Here is a 14,456-nt window from a genome sequence, read left to right as displayed (position 1 = left end):
ATTGGTTAATTTCTATTTAATTATCGTTTATATATTCTTTTTTTCTTCAGCTTGATTACACAGATGGTTTGATTACATCGATTTTATTTTCGTCTTCCATCCTACATTTTCCATTTTACAACTGTTTTTTCAATGCAGAAGCATAGCCAAAATGTACATTGTCATGTCCAATAGTGGTAATTAGTATCTCTTCAATACTGTTGAGCTGCACGCCATAAGTTGACGTTAAAAAAGGTGTAATATTTGTAAATGTTCCTTTTGTATAATCGGCTTTAATGTTTTCAATACTCGTTAAAGCCATAGCTTTCAATTCTGCAACTTCCGCTTCCGTTACCGCATAACTTGGTTTCGTATCTTTTTTGTAAAACTCATTAAACTTTACAGCGCTTGCATCAGGCCAGATACCGGTACGAAAATAACACAGTGTTTGGGTGCTTACTACAATGTGTCCAAAGTTCCAGATGATATTATTGTTGTAACCATCCGGAATTTTATTCAATTGTTCAATAGTTAAGCTATCAACCAACCTGATAAATGCCGTTCTTGAGTTGATGATAAATTCAAATATCTGATCCATTCTGCTGTTATTTTTCTGCTTCGGTTAAAGTTTGGTTAAAGGTTATTTTGTTGTAAAACGGATCGTTTACGGTTACTGCCCAGGTTCCGTAAAATGTTTTTTCCAATCCGGGGCGGTTGTATTTATATTGTTTATCAATAATGCTTTTATGAAATTCTTTCAACCCGGTACAATCTATAAATACGCTTGTACCCGGAGAACAGTCGCCATGATGTTCAGTCAGGTGCAGTTCGATACCATTGAGCGAAATCTGCATATAAACCGGGGTATTTTCTTCGAAAGTGTGTTCCCAATCTACTTTAAAGCCAAGCCAGTTCACATAAAACTCGATGGCTTTATTGTAATCGAACATTCTTAGCACTGGTATGGCTTTATGACATTTCATATTTTTGTTTTTTCGTCATTGTAAGGCTGAATTGCTGTGAGCCGAAGCAATCTATTCGAACTGGTCGATAAAGATTGCTTCGTCGTTCCTCCTCGCAATGACGGATTTGTTGTTGGTTACATGGTGAAAATCTTTTCTCCTTTATCCAGAAATTCATTTTCTACCAGTTCTTCACCTGGTTCAAAGGCTTCAAATTCTTTTAACTTCTCGTGGAAACCTGCGCTGTCTTTAATAATGGCCACCCTTGCTGAGCGAACAAATTCAATCAGCTCGTAAGGTTCTAAGGCTTTTACCAGCGCATCAGTTTCTTCGCGGTGACCTGTTACGGCGAAAACAGTATAATCTTTTCGGATGACTACTGCGCTGGCGCCATATTGCCTTAATAAACGCTCTACGGTTACCTTTTCAGCAATTTCATCGGTAGAAACTTTATAAAGTGCCAGTTCCTGCCAGATAATCTCATCGTTAGTATTAAAATAAACTTTTAATACTTCGATCTGCTTCTCAATCTGGCGGGCCAGTTTCCGTACTACTTCATAACTTTCCTGTATCACAATATTGAAACGGTGGATACCATCAATTTCGGAAGGGGAGGTGTTAAGGCTTTCGATGTTTATTTTCCTTTTCGAGAAAATAATCGCAATCCTGTTTAATAAACCGATCCGGTTTTCGGCATAAACCGTAATGGTATACTCCTGCTTCCCGTCAAAATCGGCTTTTGTTGTTTTATATTCTAATGTATTTTCAGTACTCATAATGATTTCTTTTTTTACCTTAAGCCTTTGGCCTTCAACCTTCTGCCTTATTTTAGCCTGATTTCGCTTACACTCATTCCTTGCGGAACCATTGGGAAAACGTTGTTTTCTCTACCTACCATTACTTCAAGCAGGTAAGAACCTTCGTGGTTGATCATGGTTTCCAATGCTTGTCTTAAATTTTCACGTTCGTCAACTTTAGCGGCCTCGATGTAATAAGACTTGGCCAATGCCACAAAATCAGGGCTGGTGATGTTAACAAAAGAATAACGTTTATCATGAAATAACTGCTGCCATTGGCGAACCATTCCCAGGAAACGGTTATTCAGGATCAGGATTTTTACTGCAGCACCGAATTGCATAATCGTACCTAACTCCTGAGGAGTCATCTGGAAACCACCATCACCAATAATGGCAATAACCGTTTTATCCGGAGCGCCATATTTGGCACCAATGGCAGCCGGTAAACCAAAACCCATCGTGCCTAATCCACCAGAAGTGATATTACTGCGGGTATTGTTGAATTTAGCATAACGACAAGCTACCATCTGGTGCTGACCTACATCGGTAACGATTACGGCATCGCCACCACAGATTTCATTGATGTTGCGTAATACTTCGCCCATGGTCATCTCATCGCCGGCAGGATAAAGCTCTGGAGTGATAACCTGGTCTATTTCCTCCTGGTTGTATTGTCTGAACTTAGCTAACCAGTCTTCGTGTTTATTTTCGTTAACCAGATTGGTTAACAGGGGTAAAGTTTCTTTGCAATCGCCCCAAACACCAACTTCTGTCTTCACATTTTTATCGATTTCTGCAGGGTCGATGTCCAAATGTACAATTTTAGCTTGTTTAGCATATTTATCTAAACGACCGGTCACGCGGTCATCAAAGCGCATACCAACGGCGATAATTACATCAGCTTCGTTGGTTAATACATTTGGGCCGTAATTACCGTGCATACCCAACATCCCTACGTTTAAGGGGTGAGCAGTCGGAATAGCACCTTCGCCCATAATGGTCCAGGCAGATGGGATTCCAGCTTTTTCAATAAAGGCTTTGAACTCTTTTTCAGCTTTGCCTAAAATAACGCCCTGACCAAATAATACAAAAGGTTTTTTAGCGGCATTAATCAGCTCAGCGGCCTGCTCGATATATTCAACCCTAACTTTTGGTTTTGGGCGATAACTGCGAATATGGTTGCATTTCACATATTCAGGGAATTCTTCAAGTTGTAATTGTGCATTTTTGGTGATGTCGATTAAAACCGGGCCTGGCCTGCCACTTTTAGCAATGTAAAAGGCTTTGGCCAAAACCTCCTGAATTTCTTTGGCATCGGTAACCTGATAATTCCATTTGGTAACAGGCGTAGTGATGTTGATGACATCGGTTTCCTGGAAAGCATCTGTTCCCAGTAAGTGTGCAAATACCTGACCGGTAATACATACTAAAGGTGTGCTATCAATTTGTGCATCAGCCAAACCCGTAACCAGGTTGGTTGCGCCAGGTCCGCTGGTGGCGAAACAAACGCCAACTTTACCACTTGCTCTGGCAAAACCCTGTGCAGCATGGATACCGCCTTGTTCGTGGCGAACCAATATATGTTCTAATTTATCGGCGTAATCATAGAGAGCATCATAAATAGGCATGATTGCTCCTCCCGGATAACCAAAAATAGTGGTAACACCTTCTTCAATTAATCCATTCAACAATACCTGGGAGCCGGTACCTTTAAACAAGGTTTTTGAGGCTTCTGCTTTCGTCCCGGTTTGTTGCATTATTTCTTGTGCAGTTTCCATAGTTATGTTTTTGCAGTTCTTATTCTTTAATTTTAAACCCTATTCTTTCTCTGTCTTTCCACTTGATCTGAGCAATTTTCTCATCAATTAGGTTTTCCATGGCATCATAAAGTTCATTGAGCTGAACATCATGTTCACCAATCCGTTCTTTAATTTCCGTTAATTGTTCGTTAATGTTGCTCTGTTTCAGCAATATTTTACGCACATCAACAAAAGCCCTCATAATGGCAATATTCATATTAATTGCCCTATCGCTCTTTAATACCCCACTTAGCATGGCTACACCTTGCTCTGTAAAAGCATATGGCAAAGCTGAGTTTGGTCTTTTGGTTGGGTATGTCATCACAAATTGTGATGACATACCCAGATTCGAGTTTTCAATTTGAGTCATGATGCCCTCAAACTCATGTCTGGTGAGCTGAAACATAAAGTCTTCGGGAAAACGTTTGATGTTGCGCTTTACCGCTTGGTTTAATACCCTTGTTTCAACTTCATAAAGTGCTGCCAGATCGAAATCCAGCATCATCCTTTCTCCCCGGATTTCATAAATCCTGTTTTGAATACTTTTAATTATTTGCATAATCTGTATGTTTAGTAATCAATTAATCCAGGGATTATTTTTTGATTTTAATATTCGTCAGTTACACAGCCGCTTGCTGCGTCTGAAACTGTTTTCGCATATTTATATAGTACACCTTTGTTAACTTTCAATGCTGGTTGAACATAGTTTTTTCTACGCTCGGCAATTACTTCTTCACTGACCTGCAGACTAATGATATTGTTTACGGCATCGATCAAAATCCGGTCTTCGTCTTCAACCAGGCCGATTAAACCGCCTTTGTAAGATTCGGGTGTGATGTGACCAACCACGAAACCATGTGTACCACCAGAAAAACGGCCATCTGTAATGAGGGCTACAGATTTACCTAAACCCGCACCGATAATGGCAGAAGTTGGTTTCAACATTTCTGGCATACCTGGAGCACCAACCGGACCAGCATTTTTTATTACGATTACATCGCCCGGTTTTACACGACCGCTCGAAATGCCGGCAATTAAATCGTGCTCGCCATCAAAAACACGCGCCGGACCTTCAAATTTTTCGCCTTCTTTACCGCTGATTTTTGCTACTGACCCTTTTTCAGCCAGGTTCCCGTATAGAATCTGTAAGTGACCTGTTGCTTTGAAGGGCTCGCTTAATTTTTGAACGATTTTCTGGTCGTAGTCCATAATCGATTTCACATCAGCAAGATTTTCAGCCACGGTTTTACCGGTTACGGTTAAACAATCGCCGTGGATCAGGCCTTCATTCAACAAATATTTCATTACCGCAGGTGTACCGCCATATTGATACAAATCCTGCATCAAATATTTTCCACTTGGTTTAAAATCGGCCAGTACTGGTGTTACATCGCTCATGCGTTGAAAGTCGTCTTGCGTAATTTCTATTCCAATTGCTTTACCTATGGCAATGAAATGCAGTACGGCATTGGTACTTCCACCTAATATGATGATTAAACGGATGGCATTCTCGAATGCTTTTCTGGTCATGATATCTGATGGTTTGATATCTTTTTCCAGTAAAACCCTAATATACTTACCTGCATCCAAACATTCTTGCTTTTTCTCCGGACTGATGGCTGGGTTAGAAGAAGAATAAGGCAAACTCATGCCTAAAGCTTCAATTGCTGATGCCATGGTATTGGCTGTATACATCCCGCCACATGCGCCTGCACCCGGGCAGGTATGTTTGATGATGCCCTGATAATCTTCGTCAGAAAGATTACCGCAGATTTTTTGTCCCAATGCCTCGAATGCCGAAACAATATTCAATTCTTCACCTTTATAATGGCCCGGGGCAATTGTACCGCCATAAACCATAATAGAAGGACGATCTAAACGTGCCATGGCCATAATGGCACCCGGCATATTTTTATCGCATCCCGGAATGGCAATTACACCGTCGTAGTATTGCCCGCCGCAAATGGTTTCGATACTATCGGCAATAACATCTCGGCTAACCAATGAGTAACGCATACCATCAGTACCGTTGCTCATTCCGTCACTTACCCCAATGGTGTTAAAAACCAAGCCCACTAAATCATTTTTCCAGACCCCTGCCTTGACCTCTTTTGCGAGGTCGTTTAAGTGCATGTTGCAGGTGTTACCATCATAGCCCATACTTGCAATGCCAACCTGTGCTTTAGCCATATCAGCATCGGTTAAACCGATTCCGTAAAGCATAGCCTGAGCAGCAGGTTGTGTTGGATCTTGTGTAAATGTTTTACTGTACTTGTTTAATTCGCTCATTGTTTAAAATGTATAATTCTGGTTCTGTTAGTTGTATTCTGCTGGGGCAAAAAAAAAACCGCCTCTTTTAGGAGGCGGTTTCGATATGGGTATATTTTATATTATACACAACGATTTCCACCTCTTTTTTTAGAAATGACAATAATTAGGTTGCTAATAATGTTTGTATTGATATTCATGTCGATGACTGAACTACAAACATACTAACTTCTTTAAAATTGAAAGAACTAGTTTATTGTATTTCTTTATTTTTGAATTCGGACTCCTGGCTTACCGACCTCTAACTATATAATCACTTCATAATTTACTTTTTCGAGTACCAGGTTTTTATAGGCACGTTGTATGGTATAACCAATAGATTCTCTCCACAATGGGCGATATACGATATCATCGATAGAAGCAATGCCTGCTATCTCGGTAGCTGTTCCACATAAAAAAGCGCTGTCTGCATTTTTAAGGTCTTCTATGGTTAGTTTTTTCTCGATACATTCTATATCCAAAACAGTGCAAAGTTCTTTTACTGTTGCCCTTGTAATACCCGGTAAAATATTTCCTAAAGATGGTGTATATAATTTGCCATCTTTTTCGAGAAAAATATTTGCTCCAGATGCTTCAGCAACAAAACCATGCATGTCTAAAAGTAAAGCTTCGTCGTAACCTTTGATGTTTGCTGCTGTAGTAGCTAAAATAGAATTGACATAGTTTCCACTCAATTTTGCTTCCATCGGAACCGATTTTGGATTTGGTCTTTCGTAATCAGAAACGGTTAATTTCAGCAATTTGTTGCCCGAATATGCATCCCATTCCCAGGCGCATATCAAAATCGAAACGCCAACTGGTTCGTTCAGTTTCATGTTTGGGTGGCAAAATACCAAAGGGCGGATATAAGCATCTTTCAGCTTGTTCAGCTGAAGCAGTTTATAGGTTGCGGCAATTAACTCCTGTTTATCCCACGGAAACGGAATGTTCGCCAGCTGGCAAGAACGTTCTAAGCGGTCGAAATGGGCTACAGCCTTGAAAATGCGGTTACCATTGTGCGTTTTATAAGCTCTAATACCCTCGAAGGCAGCATAGCCGTAATGTAGCGATTGTCCGTAAAGGTCAGTGCTGCTGTTCACAGCTTTTTCAAAAGCCCCGTCAAGGTAAATAATCGTATTAGCATTATAGTATTTCATCTGTTTATTTATTGTCTTTCCTCAGTCAGATGGCGCTTGCCATGATCAAATAACCATTCGATTTATGTTGGATTTATTTAATCATTGACAGTTCATAATACTGTGTTTTGTTATTTAAAAAAAGCGTCCCGTTTGTATCAGGACGCTTTAGATATTATTTAGTTTATTAAAATCTATTTAAACTGCGTCCGCTTATTTCCTAAAATGTTTAGGAGTAGGAGGTTAAGTAAAATGACAGGAAACAGCACCACACTGACAACAGTTGCTGCCAGGGCTTTTGGGTTAAAGGTGTGATTTTCAATCTTCATTTTTATCTCATCGTTTATAAAACCAATTTAGTTTTTGGTTCATTAATATGCAAGAGAAATCAGAAAAAAGTTAAATCGAAATATAATTTTTAATTTGTTGTTTAAATCAAAATATAGTTCTTTATTAATGCGCGATTTGTGATTTAACACCGATAGATGTAGACTGAATATCAAAACGGTATATGGTATGTTTATTATGCTTGCATTATAAATTATTGAATATTCTGCGTAAAATGGGTAAAAGTGCGCAGAAAATTGAAAATTTTGAAGGTATTTGGTAATGAAATTACAATGAAAAATTGCAGTTATCATTTTAGGAAGACAACTGATTATTATAGGTATCTAATACTTATTGAGAATTCTTGCATCATTTATAACAGGATCTACCCTGATCTCATCGTTATTGTATCTATTTCAGGATCTATTTAATAAGAATGTGGTAGCAAGGCCAAGGCTAGACCGGGCTGTATGGCATAAGAACAGTTGGGGCACCGTATCGATTTTTATATTATACATTATCCCTCAGGATGATGATCACGGCAGTTAAACGGGTTGAGGGTTAGTCAGTACAAATATTTCGAAAAATAAAATAACAAAAAAGCCTCCCGATTTTAAAATCAGAAGGCTTTCCAAATGAGTTGGTTATTTTGTTTAAGCGATACCTTCAGCTAAAACCACTACTTTATTGTGGATAGCCTCAACCACACCGCCTTTGATAAAAAAGCGTTGCTCATCGGCTTTATTTGCTTTAATAATCACTTCTCCATCTTCTAAAGTAGAGATGATCGCGGCATGGTCTGTTAAAATCTGAAAAGAGCCTAAAGTACCAGGAACCGTAACTGCTGTTACTTCACCTTCGAAAACTTTTTTATCTGGAGTTAATATTTCTAAATTCATTTTGAATAGATTTAAGATTTGAGATATAAGATTAGAGACCAAGTCTCTCTCATATCTCATATCTAGTTTCTCACGTCTCTCTTAGTTCGCCTCAGCTAATAATTTTTTACCTTTTTCGATTGCATCTTCAATGCTACCAACCAAGTTAAATGCAGCTTCAGGATACTCATCAACTTCACCATCCATAATCATGTTAAATCCTTTGATGGTATCTTTAATGTCAACCAATACGCCTTTTAAGCCTGTAAATTGCTCAGCTACGTGGAAAGGTTGAGATAAGAAACGTTGTACACGACGTGCTCTTGATACCACTAATTTATCTTCTTCAGATAATTCGTCCATACCTAAGATCGCGATGATATCCTGTAATTCTTTATAACGTTGTAAAGTTTCTTTAACACGTTGTGCAGTGTTATAGTGTTCATCACCCAAAACAGCAGGAGAAAGGATACGTGAAGTAGAATCCAATGGGTCTACTGCCGGGTAAATACCTAACTCGGCAATTTTACGTGAAAGTACTGTAGTGGCATCTAAGTGGGCAAACGTTGTTGCCGGAGCCGGGTCAGTTAAATCATCCGCAGGTACATATACCGCTTGTACTGAAGTAATTGAACCGCGTTTGGTTGAAGTAATACGCTCCTGCATCAAACCCATCTCAGTTGCCAGGGTTGGTTGGTAACCTACCGCTGATGGCATACGACCTAAAAGTGCTGATACCTCAGAACCTGCCTGGGTGAAACGGAAGATGTTATCAACGAAGAAAAGGATATCTTTTCCAGCGCCTTCGCCATCACCATCACGGAAATATTCGGCAACGGTTAATCCTGATAAGGCTACACGAGCACGTGCACCAGGAGGCTCGTTCATTTGTCCGAAAACCAATGTTGCTTTAGATTCTTTTAATTTTTCGGTATCAACTGAATTCAAATCCCATCCACCTTTTTCCATTGAGTGTAAGAAATCGTCACCATAGTTGATTACACCCGACTCGATAAACTCACGAAGTAAATCGTTACCTTCACGGGTACGCTCACCAACACCTGCGAACACTGACAAACCAGCATAAGCTTTAGCGATGTTGTTAACCAACTCCATAATCAATACTGTTTTACCTACGCCAGCACCACCAAACAAACCGATTTTACCGCCTTTAGCATAAGGCTCTAATAAATCGATTACTTTAATACCTGTAAAAAGCACCTCAGTTTCAGTAGATAAGTCTTCGAACTTAGGAGGAGTTGCGTGGATAGGACGACCGTCTGTTTTATCAACCGTGTTGATACCGTCAATCGCTTCTCCAACTACATTAAATAAACGACCTTTAATCTGGTCGCCAACTGGCATTTTAATCGCAGCGCCAGTATCAACTACTTGCATACCACGCACCAGACCATCGGTAGAGTCCATTGAAATTGCACGTACACGGTCTTCACCTAAGTGCTGTTGAACTTCTAAAACAATTTTTTGTCCATTTTCTTTCGTTATCTCTAACGCATCAAAAATTTTAGGTAGATGGGCATCATCAGCAAAGCTAACGTCAACCACAGGGCCGATAATTTGTGCTATTTTTCCTAAGTTAGGCATATCTGTTGTGAGTAAATTTATTACAGTCAATGAATTAAAGCTGTTTATAAGGACTCCAATTCGGTTGGCAAAGTTAAGTTATTCTTGCTGAATTTTAAATATATATTACAAAATTTTTCAACACACGAAATCTGACCAAATTTTGGCGAAAAATCCGCTCAAAAAGCTATCATTTTCGAATTGTTAAATCGCAATCAAGGTTAAAAAGTATAACCCAGTCCAATTCCTACAGTCAATATGGTTTCATTACCTGTTATCAGGAGTGCACCAGTTCTGTACATCAATCCTCCTGTCGGTTTTTGGTGTCTAAAGCCAGCCCTTATCATCACCGGAGTATTTACGGCTCTACCGTCAAAATTATAATCATATCCGTTAATCGTAAGCAATTGCCCTGAAAAACCATTTAAGGGTTTTAATATGGTCAGACCAATGCCTGTTTCGAAGAAATTTTTTGATGTGTTGCTTTTGCTTAGTAGCAGGTTTACCTCCAGTGGAAAAATCAATACATCATCAAGGGTTGAAAAACCAAGTCTGGGAACTATCTTAACTTGTTTACTTAATTGAAATATCCTGTCATAATTGATCGAATATACACCTCCATTTCCAAGAAGTTCGGCGTAAATACTGTTTTTTTTGATATAGGGTTTGATTAATGTTGAATCCTGGGCAATGGCTTTAAAGCCAAGCATAAATAAGAGAACGGTTAAAAGGGGTTTCATCTTTATCTTTGGTTTTTTAATTGATTGGTGATAAAATTTGTCACAAACCTATTACAATTAGTTTTGATTGACAAAAATAAATTGATATGAAGATGAAAAGAATACTGGTTACGGGTAGCAATGGTCTTTTGGGACAGAAAATTACAGAAAAAGTACTGGGCGAGGGGCGGGTAAGCCTGATTGCGACAGCTAAAGGTGAGAACCGTTATCCTGTTAAAGAGGGGTATAGTTATGCCGAAATGGATATCTTACATCCTGAGCAGGTAAAAGCAGTTATCGAAAAATATCGTCCTGATGCGGTTATCCATACCGCTGCAATGACAAATGTGGATATCTGCGAGGAAAGCAAGGTGCTTTGTCATCGGTTAAATGTTGAGGCTGTTGCAACTTTATTATCTGTTTGTGAGGAAAAAAATATTCAATTGGTTCATTTGAGTACTGATTTCGTTTTCGACGGAGCGGACGGGCCTTATAAAGAGGAAGACGCCGTAAATCCGGTTAGTTATTACGGCCAATCGAAAGTGATGGCTGAAGACCTCATCAAAAAATCAAAAGTAAATTATGCTATTTTAAGAACCATCCTGGTGTATGGCATTAGCCATGATATGAGCCGCAGCAATATTGTGCTGTGGGCGAAGGGCGCCTTAGAAAAAGCATCGCCCATCAATGTAGTGAATGATCAATGGCGCATGCCGACCCTCGCCGAAGATTTGGCCGAGGCCTGCCTGCTGGCTGTTGAGCGAGAGGCCAGGGGAATTTACCATATATCGGGTAAAGATTACATGAGTATTGCCGATTTAGTGAGAAAAGTTGCCGATTATTGGAAACTGAATCATTCGTTTATTAATGAAATCAGTTCAGCAAGTTTAAACCAAACAGCTAAACGTCCCATAAAAACGGGGTTTGTGCTGGACAAGGCTATTAAAGATTTAGGATACAATCCGCATTCTTTTGAGGAAGGATTGGTAATTTTGGAGCAACAGATGAAGGGTTAGTCCTGAGTCGGCAGTTTTAAGTCCGGAGTCTTAACATCATTAACCAATAAATATTTTACATATTAAATAAAAAATCCAATGGCATTACAAGTTGGCGATACCGCCCCAGATTTTAAATTATACAGTTCTGATTTAACAGAAGTTTCGCTTTCTGGTTTTAAAGGCAAAAAAGTGATTATTCACTTTTTTCCGATGGCTTTTACCGGAACCTGTACAGAACAATTATGCACCATGCGGGATAATTTCAGTTATTACGAAGGAATAGATGCGCAGGTAATCGGTATTTCTGTAGATTCTCCTTTCTCTTTAAGCAAATTTAAAGAAGAGCAAAATTATCAGTTCCCGTTATTGTCTGATTTTAACAAGGAAGTATCGGCAGCATATGGTGCTTTTTATGATGAATTTGTGTTCGGATTAAAAGGTGTTTCTAAAAGAGCAGCTTTTGTAATCGATGAAGAAGGAAAAATTGCTTATGCCGAAGTTTTGGAAAACGCAAAGGATTTGCCTGATTTCAAAGCGATTAATGATGCGTTAAAATTATAAGGCAATATCTGTAAAGAAATATTTTAAGATTTTTTTAAATTTAGTTGGAAATTAAAATCTCAAATTATACCTTTGCAGTCCGTTAACGATACGGAAATGCATTCGTAGCTCAATTGGATAGAGCATCTCACTACGGATGAGAAGGTTTGGGGTTCGAATCCCTACGAGTGCACAGAGAAGGGGAAGATTGAAAAATCTTCCCCTTTTTTATTAATGAATGCGATATATAACTGTCTTATTTTGACGGTTTGTGGTATTTTTAATTAGTTTTTAGATTGTTGCCTACGATCTTTACTTTTTTATATCACATTGAAGAAAAGTAGATACAACTAACACCTTTCGTCTTTTTACCGTTACTATTCCTAATCTTCATCATTTTTAAAGTCTAAAACCCTATTATACCGGAATCAACTGTATTTTCCTGATTTTTGTTTACCGTAAATAAGTTCTATTTTTACTCATCAATGGACCAGGATTATGCCACATATGCTGACGATGAATTACTTTCGCTGTTAATAGTCCGGGATAGTAAGGCCTTTTCAGAAATTTATAGCCGATACTGGCCGTTACTATACAGGCATGCCTTTCGTATGCTCAAAGAAGAGAACGAAAGTGAGGATGTAGTTCAGGAGGTGTTTACAAAATTATGGCAGAAAGCACCTCAGCTGCCTGCTGATACTTCAATTGGTGCCTATCTTTATGTATCCACCAGAAATGCAATCCTGAATTTTTTTAGTAAAAATCAGGTGCACCACGCCTACCTGACAGATCTTGGGCAATTTTTAGATCAGGCACAGGAAATTACCGATCACCTGATCAGGGAACGGATCTTAGCCAGACTTATTGAAGAGGAAATTGAAAAACTTCCACCCAGAATGCGCGAGGTTTTCGAATTAAAACGGAAACAAAATCTTTCATACAAAGAAATTGCAGGCATTATGGACATCTCTGAACTCACGGTTAAAACGCAGATGACCAAAGCGATTTCAACACTGCGAACTAAATTTGGTCATCATTTACCTTCTTTTTTTTTCTCATTATAGTGCTTTTTCCAAAATATTGATAAAAAAGTAACTTTTTTTTTTAATGTTGGATACAACATTGCTCTGAGCTGCCTGTCATTACTATTATACTACCTATGAAAAACATGAACAAACAAACTATAAGTGGATTTATCAGAGATTATCTGCATCATAAACTTAATGAAAAACAAAAAGCACAGCTGGAAACCTGGTATTTGTTAAAAGCTGAAGAAAATAAATCGGTGGAGATGCCGATAGCATACGAAAAGTTGGAAGCGAAAATCTGGAATAAAATTATTGCTGATGTATCACAAACAACACAGGAATTGCCCAAAGTTCAGAAACTAAAACAATCGTATAGAAGGATAATTTCAATAGGAATTGCCGCAAGCTTAATATTGATAGCGGGTATCGGTTACCTGGTACTTAAAAATAACGCCAACACTCCAGACCGGTTTGTCATTGCCAAAAAGTATGACCTGCCTGCAGGTACTGATAAGGCTACATTAACTTTATCTGATGGTAAGGTAATCGATTTAAATAAAGATGCCGTTGGAAAAATTGCTGCCGAAGCTGGCATTGAAATTACCAGATCTGTTGATGGAACCTTGGTTTATAAAGCTTTAAATACTGGTAAAAGTGCTGGGTTTAATACCATTACCACACCCATTGGGGGGCAATACGCGGTTATTTTGCCTGATGGATCAAAAGTTTGGCTAAATGCAGGCTCATCTTTAAAATATCCGACAGCTTTTGCTGAAAATGGAAGAGAGGTGGCCTTAACAGGTGAGGGGTATTTCGAAGTGGCGCATAGGGAAGGGCCTAAAGGAAGAGTACCATTCTCCGTCACCGTAGTTAAAAACCAAACACCATCAGAAAGAGTAGAAGTGTTAGGCACACATTTCAACATCAATGCCTATGCTGATGAACCTTTTATTAATACTACCTTATTAATCGGGAGTGTAAAGGTTGCCTTGAACAATAACAAAGCTGCATTACTTAAACCTGGGCAAACGGCCAGGTTGAGTAATGAAAACATAAAGGTGCAACAGGCAGATACCGAAATGGCAGTTGCCTGGAAAAATGGAGAATTTGTGTTTAGAGAAGATTTACGAAGTGCAATGAGAAAGGTAGCAAGATGGTATGACGTAGAAATCATATATGATGAAACTGCACCGGAGGATTTAATGCTCGGTGGTTGGATGTCGAGAGGCACCAATATTTCAGAAGTACTCAATCATATTCAGTTAACAGGAAAAGTACACTTTAAATTGGAAGGAAGGAGGGTAATCGTTTCAAAATAAATTAAAAGCGATTCCAAAAAAAAACCAGAAGTGCTTGGCGGCACCCCTGGATAATTGGCAGTCGACTACAAATAATCAACTAA

The 14,456-nt window shown here is 38.9% G+C and carries 14 protein-coding genes and 1 tRNA gene; 5 read left to right on the top strand and 10 right to left on the bottom strand.

Annotation, left to right across the window (positions count from 1 at the left end; translation table 11 throughout):
• Positions 1 to 115 precede the first annotated feature (115 nt).
• From ACK1I8_RS14000 to ACK1I8_RS13955, 10 genes are all read right to left on the bottom strand, one after another.
• On the bottom strand, positions 116 to 577 hold the full coding sequence (locus ACK1I8_RS14000; protein WP_412465985.1) for a DinB family protein: 462 nt from the start codon (positions 575 to 577) through the stop codon (positions 116 to 118).
• 7 nt (positions 578 to 584) lie between these two features.
• Positions 585 to 962, bottom strand: coding sequence for a glyoxalase superfamily protein (locus tag ACK1I8_RS13995; protein ID WP_412465984.1), 378 nt, complete (start codon positions 960 to 962; stop codon positions 585 to 587).
• A gap of 116 nt (positions 963 to 1,078) precedes the next feature.
• Positions 1,079 to 1,717, bottom strand: coding sequence for an acetolactate synthase small subunit (gene ilvN / locus ACK1I8_RS13990; RefSeq protein ID WP_412465983.1), 639 nt, complete (start codon positions 1,715 to 1,717; stop codon positions 1,079 to 1,081).
• Positions 1,718 to 1,764: 47 nt separating this feature from the next.
• Positions 1,765 to 3,516 (bottom strand): biosynthetic-type acetolactate synthase large subunit, encoded by a 1,752-nt coding sequence (gene ilvB / locus ACK1I8_RS13985; RefSeq protein ID WP_412465982.1) that lies wholly within the window; start codon positions 3,514 to 3,516, stop codon positions 1,765 to 1,767.
• Between the two features lie 19 nt (positions 3,517 to 3,535).
• Positions 3,536 to 4,096, bottom strand: a complete 561-nt coding sequence (locus ACK1I8_RS13980) for an ORF6N domain-containing protein (RefSeq protein ID WP_412465981.1) — start codon at positions 4,094 to 4,096, stop codon at positions 3,536 to 3,538.
• Positions 4,097 to 4,143: 47 nt separating this feature from the next.
• Positions 4,144 to 5,826, bottom strand: coding sequence for a dihydroxy-acid dehydratase (gene ilvD / locus ACK1I8_RS13975; RefSeq protein WP_412465980.1), 1,683 nt, complete (start codon positions 5,824 to 5,826; stop codon positions 4,144 to 4,146).
• A 284-nt stretch (positions 5,827 to 6,110) separates the two neighbouring features.
• Positions 6,111 to 7,001: a branched-chain-amino-acid transaminase gene (gene ilvE / locus ACK1I8_RS13970; protein ID WP_412465979.1), complete on the bottom strand. Its 891-nt coding sequence runs from the start codon at positions 6,999 to 7,001 to the stop codon at positions 6,111 to 6,113.
• 959 nt (positions 7,002 to 7,960) lie between these two features.
• On the bottom strand, positions 7,961 to 8,206 hold the full coding sequence (gene atpC / locus ACK1I8_RS13965) for an ATP synthase F1 subunit epsilon (RefSeq protein ID WP_412465978.1): 246 nt from the start codon (positions 8,204 to 8,206) through the stop codon (positions 7,961 to 7,963).
• Positions 8,207 to 8,287: 81 nt separating this feature from the next.
• The gene (gene atpD, locus ACK1I8_RS13960; protein WP_412465977.1) at positions 8,288 to 9,790 is read right to left on the bottom strand and encodes a F0F1 ATP synthase subunit beta; all 1,503 of its coding nucleotides are present in this window, start codon (positions 9,788 to 9,790) and stop codon (positions 8,288 to 8,290) included.
• Positions 9,791 to 9,990: 200 nt separating this feature from the next.
• A complete protein-coding gene (locus ACK1I8_RS13955) occupies positions 9,991 to 10,509 on the bottom strand; it encodes a hypothetical protein (protein ID WP_412465976.1) in 519 nt (172 codons plus the stop codon).
• A gap of 92 nt (positions 10,510 to 10,601) precedes the next feature.
• On the opposite strand from ACK1I8_RS13955, the gene ACK1I8_RS13950 reads away from it, so the two are divergent.
• The 5 genes from ACK1I8_RS13950 (at position 10,602) to ACK1I8_RS13930 (ending at position 14,373) form a co-directional block, all read left to right on the top strand.
• Positions 10,602 to 11,504 carry an SDR family oxidoreductase gene (locus ACK1I8_RS13950; RefSeq protein WP_412469376.1) on the top strand — a complete coding sequence of 301 codons (903 nt, stop codon included), beginning with the start codon at positions 10,602 to 10,604 and terminating at the stop codon, positions 11,502 to 11,504.
• 78 nt (positions 11,505 to 11,582) lie between these two features.
• Entirely contained in the window at positions 11,583 to 12,047 is a 465-nt protein-coding gene (locus ACK1I8_RS13945; protein ID WP_412465975.1) for a redoxin domain-containing protein, read from the top strand.
• 98 nt (positions 12,048 to 12,145) lie between these two features.
• Positions 12,146 to 12,219 (top strand) — tRNA-Arg (locus ACK1I8_RS13940).
• 292 nt (positions 12,220 to 12,511) lie between these two features.
• Positions 12,512 to 13,090 carry an RNA polymerase sigma factor gene (locus ACK1I8_RS13935; RefSeq protein ID WP_412465974.1) on the top strand — a complete coding sequence of 193 codons (579 nt, stop codon included), beginning with the start codon at positions 12,512 to 12,514 and terminating at the stop codon, positions 13,088 to 13,090.
• A 104-nt stretch (positions 13,091 to 13,194) separates the two neighbouring features.
• Entirely contained in the window at positions 13,195 to 14,373 is a 1,179-nt protein-coding gene (locus ACK1I8_RS13930; protein WP_412465973.1) for a FecR family protein, read from the top strand.
• Positions 14,374 to 14,456 lie beyond the last annotated feature (83 nt).

Source organism: Pedobacter sp. KLB.chiD, assembly GCF_047040275.1.
GTDB lineage: Bacteria > Bacteroidota > Bacteroidia > Sphingobacteriales > Sphingobacteriaceae > Pedobacter.
The sequence above is the reverse complement of the archived record's forward strand: the minus strand, read 5'-3'. Positions and strand labels throughout refer to the sequence as shown.